Raw genomic sequence first — 13,779 nt, forward strand, 5'->3', positions numbered from 1 at the left:
CCCGTTTGCTCCGAGCATGGTGGTGACAAGGCGGTGTCCGATGTCGTGGATATCTCCTTCTGCAACAAAGGTGATGGCAAGTCCTGTTTCTTCTCCTTCCACTTTGGTTTTCTCAAGTTCGGGATTAAGGATTTCCATTGCATTGCTCATGGCTTTTCCGGACATCATGATCTGGGGCAAAAAGATCTCTGCTGCTTCAAACTTATCCCCCACGATTTTCATCCCTGGAGAAAGGCCCTTTGTGATAATGTCAATAGGCGGAATTCCTGCGTTCAGGGCTTCCTGGGTTAATTGTGCACAGCTTGCGATGTTTTGAGTTACTATCGCGTTGGTTAGCTTGTCAAAAATCTCGGTATTTGTCATCCCATCATCACTTCTTTCTGTTTCATTGTTTTTCGTCCGGTAAAGAGGTCTTTTCTTATTACCCGGTCAACGGAATCTTTTTACCTACTTGTAATATATATAAATTTCCCTTAAAGTACGTGGGATTTCAGGAAAAAATATATCAAATGTTTGGTTGAGGACTCTTTAGAACCTGGGCAAAAAATCCGTAAAATAAAATATAGAGATATTTTGCAAAAAAGGACAAAATTTGAATTTGATTACCTTTGCCTCAGCTGAATAAGAAAATAAACATAATGAATGCCGCAATGTTTAGCAAAAAACCAAAAACGCTTACTATAAGTCCTGCCTTTGCGGTTGTGTCCTGAACCTGTTTCAGACGTGATCTGGCGAGGATGATGCCTGCAAGGGCAAAGGGTATTGCAAAGGATGTAAGGAATAGGCTCCCTATCCCAAGCCAGAATGAAAGAGAAAATATTACACTGATCAGCCCGCATGCAAGGCTCAAAGCCCCCTTATTCCCTGAAATGCTACTAATTTTGCTCCCTCCTGCCTGAAAATCATACACTATTCATTTAGTAAATCCTGAATTAATAGGAGAAAAGATCAGGTTTACGGTTTATTCTTCGATTTTCACTCCAATCCTGCCGTCCTCAAGTTTCCATTCATATCGCTTCAGTTCCAGTGAATCGTTCAGGCATTTCCCTGTTCTTACGTCAAATCTTCTGCCGTGACAGAGACATGTGAGGGTGAATTCCTCCAGCCTGCCCCTATCCATAGGGCATCGGGCGTGAGGGCAGAGGTTTGAGAAAGCATGGATCTGCCCTTCCGCCTTAAGGAGAAGCACATTTCTTCCTCCTGGTTCAACGTGAAGAAGCTTTCCTTCTTTCAGGCTGCTTTCTTCAGCTGCATAAAACCAGGGAAGCTCAAAACCAGAAATCGAGCCCTTTTCAGGCACTTTTTCAGAAGGCATATTACCAATCACCAGAGACCGGAATTATGAGATTCAATTTATTCTTGATGCATTACTGCTCCGGAAGTTCTTTCCAATTCTTTTTCACATCATTAGGCTGGCTGCCCGTATAAGTTTTGCTGAAATCAGAAAAGATGAATAAAGGAAACAGAGAGGATAAAAAAGGAAATAAAATAGAGAATAAAATAGAGAATAAAATAGAGAATAAAATAGAGAATAAAATAGAGAATAAAATAGAGAATAAAATAGAGAATTTCCGTATTTAATTAAACTCCGGGAGCGCGGAGTCACAGCTGGAAATCCCCTTCCTCGCCTTCATCAGAAGGCAGGTAGGGGTAGTTCACATTTAATGTTTAATGGAGATTTCCATCCTCATTGAGGATTTTTAAAAGCTCGATTATCGAGTACGATGCCCTGGTAATTCCCATGCTGCGTTTGTCCGTATCCGTGCCTGCGATGTAGAGATTTTTGACAGGAGTCCGGATCTCCGCAAACTTTCCGTCAATTGTGACTGCGGCTTTTTCGGGGATCATAATCTGTTCGTGCTGCATATCGATGTATTTTTCGATATTCGGAAGGGCACGGAAAATAGTGTCATAGGCTTTTTTGAGCTCATGCTCTTCAGTCTGCTCCTTGTCTATTACGAAGGAAAAACCTACCAGTTGCCTGTCTTTTGGAGCAAGTGAAGGGTCATAGTTGCTGATGGGCATTGCCCAATAGGCAAAGTCTTTAAACCAGATTTCAGAACCTGTATAGTTGAACTCAGGAAGCTCTTCCTTCAAGCCAAGCCAGACAGTCAAGCTTTTAGTGTGCACGATTCCTTTAAGTTCTTCGTTATAAGCCGGTGGCAGGTCCTTTACAAGCCCTGGGAGCTCGGTTGCAAAGCCTGTATAGATAACAAGATCGGCTGAATAGATTTCATCAGCCTCCACGCCCGAGATCTTTCCATTCTGCACCAGGATGCTTTTTACTTCACACTCCTTTTTTATGTCGACTGTTTCCGGAAGAGAGTACAGGATGGCATTCAGCAGGGCTTTCAAACCTTTTCTCGGATATCCCTGGGAATAATTTACCTTGTTTGTAGCAAGTCTTTCAAGGGATGTGAAGGGGCGAGCAACTCTGTCCATGCGGGCTTGGAGGGAAGCATGGAGATGGTATGGAAGGATCGAAGAGAGAATAGACTCAGTGGACTGGCGTTTTTTCGGCTCGATCTTTCCGACCATGGCATCAAACTGCTCCTGTGTAATGCTGTCCCGGACAAAACTGCTGCCGGAAAGAATCCGCTGGGCAGAGGTCTCTTTCATTGACTTGCCAGAAAGAAAACCTGAGATCGTATCCACAAAGTCATAGGTGTCTTTGCAAAGATTTTTTGGAAGGAACTCGTAAACTGACTGGTCCGAGAGGTCTACTCCGAAAGATGAAAGGGTAAGGGCTTTCGTAAGGGCCTGTGAAAGGACAAGCCTGTCCTTTCTCGGAAGCACATCAAAGGTCACGAAGTCCTTCAGATTCGAAGGTATTTTGGTGAAAGAATTTTCAGTCCTGACGTAGTAATGCCCGTAGTCCTCAAATACAGGCAGGAAATCAAAATAATTATCAATCAGCCTCGGAAGGGGGCCTTCAATCAGATGGGTTATTGCATGTGCTCCTGTATCCACCTGATACCCGTCTACCATGTAGCTGTTACAGTTTCCCCCAAGATACCGTTCTTTCTCAAGAACAAGGACCTTCTTTCCATGCTTGGAAAGCGTCAGCGCAGCCAGAAGCCCGCTTACGCCAGCCCCAACAACAATTACATCATATTTTGTCATTCCCTAAACTACCTCTATTTTTTCCAGTAAATCCAGTTTTCAGTTAAGCGCTTCACGCATCTTATAATCTTAAACTCACAACAGGACATCATATGTGTTGAACATATCTTAACAAAAGTTATTTTCTGAAACTTAATGAAGTACTTTAAACATGAAATACATTTGGAATTACTTTATATGTAATTTATGATCTAACAAAGTTATCTTTAATTTCCTCTTTCTATCTGTAGAGTAGTATAGAGAAAAAAATAGTATTTATAATCAATAGTCCGCACGAGATAGATTATTAATAAACGTTCTTGCTTTTTGGTAGTCAATTATTGCGTGGTTGATGTTTTCATAATTAAGTTTTCAGTGTAACGACTGCTTACGTATTCATGTACCGAATCCGTGCTCTAGCCTCACTGAAGTGCGGAACAAAAGTCTGAGAAATGGCATTAAAAGTATTTTGGGAATAACATCAACCAAATACCAGAGAACTACCAAGAGCTTCAAGATGTAATTATTTCCTGAGATAAAATTATTTTGCATAGGGGATATCGGGGGAATATCAGTATATAATATGTGAGGCAGATTTCCGAAAAATAAGGTGCGTAAAAGATCTCGGGAAAACAAAAGGTCCTTAAATCCTATTGAGAAAGACAGTTGAATCGACCCTAAAAACTCCTTCTTTTCGACCACTTCTTCAGCAGAAGCTTTCCAGGAACTCGATCCGCAGGGATAATTATACAGGAAAATTAAATACGTACTTTCAAGGCTGAGGCCCCAAAAAATATCAGGCCATCTTGTTTCTCGTTGTCGGTTTCAGGGCAGGCGGGAAATCGTCGTGAAAACACCATGAGGAGTAGTGTTATAACAAAAACATGGCGATTATCAAAATTAACAGAAACAGTAAACCGTATGTGCCAACTATCAGAATGTTCTGCTGCATAGTGAACCTCCAGACAAAGATGTCAAATATCTCCGATAGGTAATTTATATTTATAAAAAAACCGGAATTTACATTAATATTTATGTGAAATAAGGATAAATAACTTTCTATTTATGCTCAGAGCTAAGCTTTTTTACACATTCTTTGTACCGCCGGAGAAAAGACAAACGTAATTTTACTATTCCGGGATCAAAGGCTTCCTGCCCTTATAAGAGCTAGATTATATAAACTGAAGGAACCTATTTTTTGTAAAAGGGAATCCAGAAAAGGGAATTCAGAGTGGGAACGCAATGGCAAAAAGGTTGAAAGTTGCAAACCCGGCCCGCTGCATAGGCTGCTACTCCTGCATGATGGCCTGCGCAAGGACCTGGTACGACACCATATCTTTGAAAAACAGCAGAATCAACATCCAGACCCGCGGCGGAATCGAAACTCCTTACGCTGCAATTGTCTGTCATGCCTGTGTTGACCCTCCGTGCATGAGGGCCTGCCCGGTTGGTGCGCTGACCAAAAGGAAAGGGGGAGGAGTCAATTTCAACAAAGAAATCTGCAAAGGCTGCGGAAACTGTATCGAAGCCTGCATAGTAGGGGCAATTCATCTGGATGCGGAAAATAAAGCAGTAATCTGCAAACATTGCGGGGTCTGCACAAAGTTCTGCCCGCATGATGTACTTGAAATGATTGAGGTCGAAGACAGCGGGGAATTAAAAGTCACGGATACGAGCCCGGTTGAGGATACGGGTCCTGAAAGCCCTACTGCATCCCATAAAGAGCTTTACGGAAAAAAAGAGGCTGAGGGGGAAGAATGACAACAGAGCAGTACGCTATTCCGGGTCTTAAAAACGTACTTTACATTGACCTGACCAGCCAGAGTTATCATATTGAAGAGAGACCGGACCTCTATGAAAAGTACCTGGGAGGCATAGGAATTGCCACGAACCTCATGCTCGAAGAATATAAAGAAGGCACAGGTCCTCTTGACCCTGAAATGCCGATAATTTTCAGCACAGGCCCTCTCTCAGGCGTGTATCCTACATGTACCAAAACTGTCGCATTGTTCCGCTCCCCCCTTAACGGAGAACTCGGAGAGTCCTATGCCGGAGGGCACCTGGCCATGTCCATGCGCTATTCCGGATACGAAACAATCGTTATCAAAGGCTCTTCCAGGTATCCTGTGTATGTCACTGTACACGATGATAAGGTTACTTTCAGGGACGCATCTTCCATATGGAACCTCTCTTCTGCAATTGATGTGGGGCAGGTCCTCCGCAGGGTAGAGCCCGGAGCAGGAAGGCGCAGCATTGTCAGGATAGGTCCTGCAGGGGAGAAAGGAATCGCATATGCAAGTGTAAACGTTGATACTTACAGGCATTTCGGGCGCCTCGGGCTCGGGACAGTTTTCGGGGCAAAGAAACTCAAGGCGATTCTGGTTGCAGGAAACAGGGAAATTAAAAGCCCTGACCACAATGCCTACAAAAAAATGTACGGAAAACTTTACGAAACGATTGTAAAAACAGGGTTGATGGAAAAATACCACAACCTCGGCACGAGCGAAAACATCCTGGTCTTAAACGAACTCAAAGGCCTTCCAACACGGAACCTGCAGGCAACCTCCATTGAGAGTGTCGAAAATATCTCAGGGGAGAATTTTGCGGAGAAATACCTGATCCGGCGGGTGTCGTGCGCCGGCTGTCCCATAGGCTGCGTCCATGTAGCCATGCTAAAGCGTTCTTTCTCAAAAGCCCATGAATATGAAACCCTTAACATTTCCTATGACTTTGAATTAATCTATGCACTTGGCTCAAATCTTGGAGTTACAGACCCGGAAGCCGTACTTGAGTTGATTGATGCCTGCGAAAAAACAGGGGTCGATATAATCAGCATGGGAGTTGTACTCGCCTGGGCTACGGAGATGCAGCAGCGCGGAAAGATTTCCACTGAAGAGGCCCTGGGGCTCAAACTTTCCTGGGGAGATAAAGCAGCGTACCTTCGGGCAATAGAGCTTGTAGTCAAGGCTCCTAACGAATTCTATGCAGCACTCGGAAAAGGTGTGGATTATGCCTCAAAAAAGTACGGAGGCGAGGAATTCGCAATCCAGCTAGGCGGGCTGGAAATTCCCGGATACCATACAGGGCTTGGAAACATCCTGGGACTTACTGTAGGCTTCCGGCACTCCCACCTGGATAATGCAGGTTATTCCGCAGACCAGAAAGCATTCAACCAGCCGATTTCGGACGAGAAAATTGTTGACTACATAATCGATGAAGAAGACCGCCGAAGTGTCCTGAACTGCATGGTTGCCTGCCTCTTTGCCAGAAATGTCTATACATACGAAAATATGGTTCAGGCCCTTAAATGTATAGGGATAGAAAAAACCGAAGAGGAACTCAAAGAACTTGGAAAGGATATCTTCAGGAAAAAGTACGAATTAAAAAAGAAATTTGGATTCAGGTTCGAAAACTTTAGTATCCCGAAAAGGTTTTTTGAGACAATCTCTACTACAGGAAAGCTTGAAGAAGAAAGGGTCAGGAAAGCAATTGAAATGTATAGGGAAAAAAGAGGAGTATAAGTCCCCCCGAAGCTGCTACAGCCTGAAAAACCTCAACTCAATGTTAAAAACCTTATAAGTTCAAAACCCCTGAAGTTATGTTCGTTGCCGCATCTCCTGCGGTCCAGGGGCGTGTTTTCCGGACACATTGACTGGTAGAAACCCTCATGGGTCAGGAAAAAGGGTTTTACTTAAGGAATTATATATTTGAGCTTTCAGATGCTGTAATATCCTTATTTGACTTAACTTTGTCCTCCTTTTTTTCATCAGGGGCTTTCTCAACTTTTATTTCGGCTATTTCATCGGCCTTTTCTTTAACTTCTCCTCCAACCCAGCGGTCCATAACCTTGCAGGCCACAAGGTCTCCCGCTACATTCACTGCAGTCCTGGTCATGTCAAGAATTCTGTCCACTCCCATTATAAGAGCTATCCCGCTTGTAGGAATCCCGACGCTGTTGAGAATCAGGGCAAGAACAATAATTCCCACTCCTGGAATCGAAGGCGTCCCTATGGAAGCTGCAACAGCCATGACCATTACGACAAGGAGCTGTAAAGGCCCGAGGTCTATTCCGAAGACTTCAGCCAGAAAGACTGTAGCTACGCCCTGATAAAGCGCAGTCCCATTCATATTTACTGTGGCTCCGAGCGGGACTACGAACTGTGAAATTGAAGACCTGACCCCTAACTTTTCTTCCGCGGTTTTGATAGATAAGGGCATAACTGCAGCCGAGCTGGATGTAGAAAAAGCAAGGAGCATAACGTCCCGGATGGCTTTAAGGAACTCAAAGGGGTTATACCTTGCAACAACGGTGACAATAAGGATGTTCAGGCACATAAGGAGCAGCAGGCTTGCAAGCACTGTGCCCACATATACTATCATTCCGAGAAGGGCTTCGATGCCCAGTTTGATAGTAAACTTGGTAAGAAGCCCGAAAACTGCAATCGGGGCAAGAGTCATACTCCATTTGACCACTGTCATACAGACAGCCTGCACAGAGTTCAGGAAATCGACCATCGGCGTTGACTGACTTTTATTCAGGGAAACAAGGGCCACACCTATTATGATTGCGATAATTACGACCTGTAGCATTTCTCCATTAACCATAGCCCCAAGAGGATTCGAAGGGAGGAGACTTCCAATAAGCGATGAGGGAAGAGTCAGAACCGAAGGATCGAAACTCAAACCAGTGGATTCCACCTGAACTTCGCTCCCCATTGCACTCTCAATAAGGTCTCCACTTATAAACTGCCCGGGATGGATATAAAGCGCCATTCCAATACCAATAGCAGTTGCAATTGCAGTCGTTATCATAAAATAAACAGCTGTTGAAAGCCCTATCTTTTTGAGGGCGTTCATACTCTGGCTTGAAGCCACCCCAAGGATAATGGAGGCAAAAACAAGTGGGACTACAATCATCTTCAGAAGCCCGAGGAAAATATAACCCGGAAGAGCAATCCATTCCCCCACAATTTCTGCAGAAACTGGGTCAACGTACCCTCCAAAAGGCCCAAGAAAAAGCCCCATAAATACTCCGAGCATCATGCTTATTAGGATCTTTAGCCAGAGCTTTTTTTCAAGTAAATCACGAAGCTGATTGCTCAGGTTTTTAAGGGAATAGTTGTGCCTGAAATCTATAGGGTAATAAATACGCGTGATTCCGTCAGTGATTCCCTGGCGAAGTACTTTCGTTTCCTCTGCGATTTCATGCGTGAATTCCCTTGGGTTCGGGATGTAATGGTGGTCTTTGCTTTTCATGGGGGATCACAATAAAAATCGTTAGGGACTTTAAAAGATTATTTCTTCTTTAAGAAATTTGAGTCAATTGTACATTTGATTCAATTGTATATTACTTTCACATTAAATTATATAAAAGCTTAGAAAAATACCTCATAATTTCTATAGTTGAGCTTGTTCCCTAAACATAAATCTCTTAAAATATAGTTGAATAGGAATTATAAATAGGTATAAAGAAAAGGCGCCAAAACTGGTGTTATATAGCGGTTTTCATAAGACCTGTCGATCACATTGAGGTTTCACTTTGAGATTATTTTTTTATAAACTCCCTCTAGTTTTATTTTTGTTCTTCTCCTTTTTCTTGAGCAAATCCTCTTGATTTAGAGTTCATACATACATGATAATTTCGAAAGTATTATCATCTTTGATCTTTATGTGTGTATTTGGTATAAAATAAAACGAATTACTCACATTTGATATAATTAATTAAAAATTTAATATGAATAGATGTTTTTTAGAGGTAGTGAAAATATGAAAGTCCTTGTATGTGGAAAAGGCGGTAGCGGTAAAAGTACGATTACTGCCCTGCTGGCAAAATCCATGGCGAAAAGGAGTTACAATGTACTTGTGGTGGACAGCGATGAGTCAAACTTCGGCCTCCACAGGCAGCTTGGTGTTGGAATGCCTGAAGATTTCATGAATTACCTGGGAGGGAAAAAAGCCCTGGTAGAAAAAATGATGCAGGCGTTTCAAAAAGGTGAAAACGTCAGTGTTTTTGAAAACAAATGGCAGATCGCCGATATTCCTGAGGCTTATACGGTAGAGAATGGAAACATAAAAATGATGGTTGTAGGTAAAATCCATGATTTAGGGGAGGGCTGTGCCTGCCCTATGGGCGCTCTTGCGAAAAATTTACTGAAGTGTATGGATACGACTTCCGAAGACATGATTCTCGTGGATACGGAAGCCGGTATAGAGCATTTCGGAAGAGGGGTTGAAGAGGGGTGTGACCTTATACTGATGGTACTTGATCCGTCCTATGAATCCATACGGCTTTCCGAAAAAATAAGAGGTCTTGCAGAAAAAGCCGGGAAGTCCCTGTATTTTATTCTCAACCGTGCGGATGAAATTGGGGTCCAGTTCATGATGGAAACCGTGAACAAAACTCACGTCCTCGCTTCAGTGCCATCGGATGTAGAGGTTTTCCGGGCAGGGTTTGCAGGAGATGAGCTGAACGTGGAACTCCCTGAAATTGAATCCATTGCTGAGTTTCTGGTTTCTGGAGCTCACCACTGATCAGGATGGACCCGCTCGGAATAATCTTTCTTCAATAAAAGGAGCGAAAAAAGCCAGGAAAAAAGGCAAAAGAAAAAAAAATAGAAAATTAGGGATATGAAGTAATATCCCTTTATTTTCCAAATTGTTTATTTTAAGATTCTTTTCTTTGCAAAGAACACTGAAGCAAGGATTCCCAGAACCGCAAAGGTACTTTCGAATCCAGGAGTCTTTTTGTCGTTCGTTTGCTCTTCTCCGGTGACTGCCCCGGTTTCTTCCTCTTCAGCCGGAGTGATTATTTCAGTACCGAGTTTGTCTCCTGTAACTGCATACCTGGAGAAACCCGGAGTTTCTGCCGTGAAATAATAATATTCTTCGTCTTCAGATGTCATTTCTGTGGCAAGCGCATTCCATTTATCATCATGGAACCTGTTTATCGTTACAGTGGAGACATCAATATTGTTTTCTTCTATCCAGCTCCTGGATACCCTGAAGTTAATGGCTGCTCCATTTATGTTGTTTCCACTTTCGAACCGTTCGTTTCCGACCAGGATGTTCATCTGCTGGTAGACTTCTCCTTCGAGACCTTCTCCGGAACTTCCGTCTCCGAGCACCTCAATCCTTACGATGACGTTTCCGGAATACTGCTGGGAAGTGAAACTGAGTCCCATTATTCCGGAAACAGGATTATTGAAGCTAACTGTGGCTTCGGTTCCTGCAGCAACCCTTTTCTGTGCGCTGTCAATGCCTGTAACACCTGTGCTTCCTCCACTCGAAGGAATGTAATTAGCAGAGCTTTTGTGCCTGGTTGTTGTGGAAGGAATTTCCGTAAGGGGCAGATAGTCAAAGGTTCCGTTTACGATTTCATAGGAGGAATCTGCAATTCCGTCCCTGTCAGCATCCGTACAGTTTTCGGAAAAGCCTGTCCCGCTGGGATTTGCCCAGTAATTGCCTCCAAGATACGGGCCGCTAACTATACTTTCCCCAGAGGTTTTGCTGATGTTCCAGGTGTTGTTAGCCTCGCTATTGATGAGAGTGTTGTTTACGTTGTTAAAGTAGTTGTTGTAAATCGTGTTATTTCCACTTTCAGGACTTTTCATGGTCCTTACAAGTCCGCTGCGTGCTGTAAGTTCAGACTCTTCGGGATCAATGGCAATTCCTGCAAGGCTGTTCCGGGACAGAGTGTTGCCATAGATCAGGCCGTTATTCACATTATAGAGCACCATTCCGTAAGAATTGTCGGATAACGTATTCTCGGCAAGGGTGCCTTCTCCTGTCACCAGCAGTCCGATTGCACTTCCCTCTACAGTACAATCTGTTACTGCATATACTGGCCCTGCGACTTCTTCGGAGTTCAGAATCACAATTCCTCCTGAAGTGCAGTTAGTTACAGAGCAGTCACTTATGCTGGAGTTCTCACTCGCAATTGCGATAAGTCCAGCCTGACAGTTTTTCAGAGTATTGCATTTAAGTGTTGAGTTTACAGGTTCATAGAGATAAATTCCCCATACCTCATAACAGTCCCTAACTGTGTTGCCTTCAAGTTTGAGGCCCTGTGAATAACCGGAATAGATTCCATATCCTGAGGGTCCCAAACTTTTGCTGACGAGGGGGGAACTGACAAGGGGGGAATTTCCAGCTACAAGTCGAGCCTCACCTGTTATATTCTGAACCGTATTGTCCAGAAGTTCTACATTGTCAGAATTATTTGAATAAATTCCCATATACCCGATGTTCCGTACCGAGTTCCTCACAAGCCTGACATTCTGGCAATTATCAAGAGAAATTCCTTTGTAGTTTATCTGGTCAATAATATTGTTCTCAAGCCTGAGATCCTGGCAATCTTTAGAATAGATTCCAAAGTCATTGGGTGCCTGTGACTGCACAAGATTCGAGTTTACGAGGGTATTTTCCTTTATGAGAGTATTTTCCCTTATGAGGGTATTTTCCCTTATGAGGGCGTTTTCCTTACCACTAACAAACCTTGAGTTTCCGGAGGTAAGAAGTTCATAGTTTTCCATCGAGTCCAGAACAGAATTACCCGTCAGCGTGCAGTTCTCGGAACCTAAGGTGATAATCCCATATATGGAGTTCCGAACAGAATTGTTTAAAAACATGCAGTTCTCGGAACTAATTGTGGCAATCCCAACAAATGTGAAGTCCCGAATGGAATTGTTCGAAAGCGTACAGTTCTCAGAACTAACGGCTTCAATTCCAAATAACGAATTCTGAACGGTATTGTCAGCCAGAGTCGTATTTATAGCCTTCTTGAGATTCACTCCTTTCATGGAATTCTCAATCATGCTGCCTGAGATCCTGACGTCCTGAGAAGATAACACCATCACCCCGTAGATGGTATTGTTTATGGTGTTATTCTGGATTTCCGAACTTGTATTATACAGGAAAACCCCGTGTGTATTATTCTGAAGCACAAGGTTCTTAATTTCGACATCTCCGCAGTCTATACAGTAAACTACTCCTGCATTGCTTCCAATTGAAGGATCTGGCTCGCCTTCGAGATAATATATCGGTTTTCCGTCGACAAGATTACTGGTGTCGATTATGTTCCCGGTTGCATTACCAAAGTCGTAGATATCAAGATTAAAATTGTACCGGTTTTCAGACATAATATTGCCTGTAAGCGTGCAGTTTTCGATATCCCAAAGGATGATTCCATATATCCCTGAAGTTGCTGTGTTGTTTCTCAGGACACATTCATCGGAATAACCCAGGCTGATACCGTAATAAGCGTTTGAGATTGTGTTGTTGGTCAGGGTACAACCGCTGGAATAAGAGAGGTAGATGCCTTTATCAGAAGTGTTTGAGACTGTGTTGTCGGTCAGAGTACAGCCGCTGGAATAAGAAAGGCAGACGCCTTCATCAGAAGTGTTTGAAACTGTATTATTGGTCAGAATGCAATTTTCAGAATTTACCAGACAGATTCCATCATCCTCAGTGTTTAAAACTGCATTACCATTAATATTACAGTTGCTGGAAGAATCCAGATCAATGCCATCATCCCCAGTGTTTGAAACTGTGTTGCCAGTAACATTACAGTTGCTGGAAGAGTTCAGATCAATGCCATCATCCTCAGTGCTTGAAACCGTATTACCAGTAATATTACAGTTGCTTGAAGAGTTCAGATCAATGCCATCATCCTCAGTGTTTGAAACTGTGTTGCCAGTAACATTACAGTTGCTGGAAGAGTTCAGATAAATACCTTCATAGTAAGTATTTGAAATTACATTATTAGTCAGAGTACAGTAAACAGAGCTCCTGAGTAATATTCCCTCTTCTCCGGTATAAGAAATTGTATTATTTGCTAGTATACAATGGTTACTCGAAGAAGAGAGATAAAATCCATGTTGAGCAGAATCAGAAACTGTGTTGTTGATCAGGTTGCATCTGCTGGAACGTTCCATCTGAATGCCGCAACCGACTCCGGAAAGCTTGTTATTTATGATATTTGCTCCCGAAATCCTGCTCATATAAATTCCTGTAGAACCTGCCCCTGTAATAGTAAACCCGCTAATAGTTACATTATTGGCAGTTATTTTGATATTGTTACTCTTGAATTCCTCGCGTTTTATAATCGTATCATCAGGATTTCCGGAATAGGAGCGAATGCTTATGTTTTCTACACTGGCATTCACATTTTCCGTATACGTTCCCGGATAGACAAGAATTGTGTCTCCGGAAATTGCATTATTAACCGCGTCCTGAATAGTTGTATAATTTCCATTACCTTCTGCGCCCACGTATAGTGTGGAAGGTAAAGCGGCTGCGGTTCCATTTACAATAAGAAAGATAAAACATGCAATTGTTAAAAATCGCAAATTATTTTTTTTGCACAGTATTTCCATTTTTTCAGGCCCTCATATATTTGTATTGTGTCAGCAGTACACTAAATTTATTTTATTTCAGATGAAATATATACTAAATTTTTATCTATTGTTAAATATTAGTGCAATTTAAAGTATAAAAAGTTTCATCCTTAAGGGGGCGGCTCGATCATAAATGGGCATTCCAGTGCAAAATATGGCTACAAATAATAGTAATAACAGTAATAATTATAATAATGATAATAATAATAGTAATAATAATAATAATAATAATAATAGTAATATTACTGTCTCTTATACACATCTCCGAGCCCACGAGACAGGC

At 42.5% G+C, this 13,779-nt stretch carries 10 protein-coding genes; 4 read left to right on the top strand and 6 right to left on the bottom strand.

The genetic code is table 11. The annotated features are described in order from the left end of the window. The 3 genes from EO98_RS13630 to EO98_RS13640 all read right to left on the bottom strand — a co-directional run. On the bottom strand, positions 1–363 hold a 363-nt coding region (locus EO98_RS13630; protein WP_048160067.1), incomplete at its 3' end, for a B12-binding domain-containing protein. Between the two features lie 250 nt (positions 364–613). Next, entirely contained in the window at positions 614–850 is a 237-nt protein-coding gene (locus tag EO98_RS18545) for a hypothetical protein (RefSeq protein WP_048160757.1), read from the bottom strand. 111 nt (positions 851–961) lie between these two features. Then, positions 962–1,315 carry a Rieske (2Fe-2S) protein gene (locus EO98_RS13640; protein ID WP_048141719.1) on the bottom strand — a complete coding sequence of 118 codons (354 nt, stop codon included), beginning with the start codon at positions 1,313–1,315 and terminating at the stop codon, positions 962–964. A 134-nt stretch (positions 1,316–1,449) separates the two neighbouring features. Here EO98_RS13640 and EO98_RS19435 point away from each other — a divergent pair, with 134 nt between their 5' ends. Further along, entirely contained in the window at positions 1,450–1,581 is a 132-nt protein-coding gene (locus tag EO98_RS19435; protein WP_255350282.1) for a hypothetical protein, read from the top strand. A gap of 87 nt (positions 1,582–1,668) precedes the next feature. Here the strand turns inward: EO98_RS19435 and EO98_RS13645 are convergent, their stop codons facing one another. Beyond that, positions 1,669–3,123 (bottom strand): NAD(P)/FAD-dependent oxidoreductase, encoded by a 1,455-nt coding sequence (locus tag EO98_RS13645; RefSeq protein WP_048141717.1) that lies wholly within the window; start codon positions 3,121–3,123, stop codon positions 1,669–1,671. Between the two features lie 1,221 nt (positions 3,124–4,344). Here EO98_RS13645 and EO98_RS13650 point away from each other — a divergent pair. Further along, positions 4,345–4,863: a 4Fe-4S binding protein gene (locus EO98_RS13650; protein ID WP_048141715.1), complete on the top strand. Its 519-nt coding sequence runs from the start codon at positions 4,345–4,347 to the stop codon at positions 4,861–4,863. Then, a complete protein-coding gene (locus tag EO98_RS13655) occupies positions 4,860–6,623 on the top strand; it encodes an aldehyde ferredoxin oxidoreductase family protein (RefSeq protein WP_048141713.1) in 1,764 nt (587 codons plus the stop codon). Before EO98_RS13650 ends, EO98_RS13655 begins: the two co-directional genes overlap by 4 nt. Before the next feature lie 178 nt (positions 6,624–6,801). Here EO98_RS13655 and EO98_RS13660 read toward each other — a convergent pair whose 3' ends face one another. Further along, positions 6,802–8,358: a dicarboxylate/amino acid:cation symporter gene (locus EO98_RS13660; protein WP_082098617.1), complete on the bottom strand. Its 1,557-nt coding sequence runs from the start codon at positions 8,356–8,358 to the stop codon at positions 6,802–6,804. A 510-nt stretch (positions 8,359–8,868) separates the two neighbouring features. Here EO98_RS13660 and EO98_RS13665 point away from each other — a divergent pair. Beyond that, positions 8,869–9,633, top strand: a complete 765-nt coding sequence (locus EO98_RS13665; protein WP_048141711.1) for a P-loop NTPase — start codon at positions 8,869–8,871, stop codon at positions 9,631–9,633. A gap of 128 nt (positions 9,634–9,761) precedes the next feature. Here the strand turns inward: EO98_RS13665 and EO98_RS13670 are convergent, their stop codons facing one another. Further along, complete coding sequence (locus EO98_RS13670; protein WP_082098618.1) at positions 9,762–13,475, bottom strand: NosD domain-containing protein; 3,714 nt, start codon at positions 13,473–13,475, stop codon at positions 9,762–9,764. Positions 13,476–13,779: the final 304 nt, after the last annotated feature.

Source organism: Methanosarcina sp. 2.H.T.1A.6 (assembly GCF_000979455.1).
Taxonomy (GTDB): Archaea; Halobacteriota; Methanosarcinia; order Methanosarcinales; family Methanosarcinaceae; genus Methanosarcina.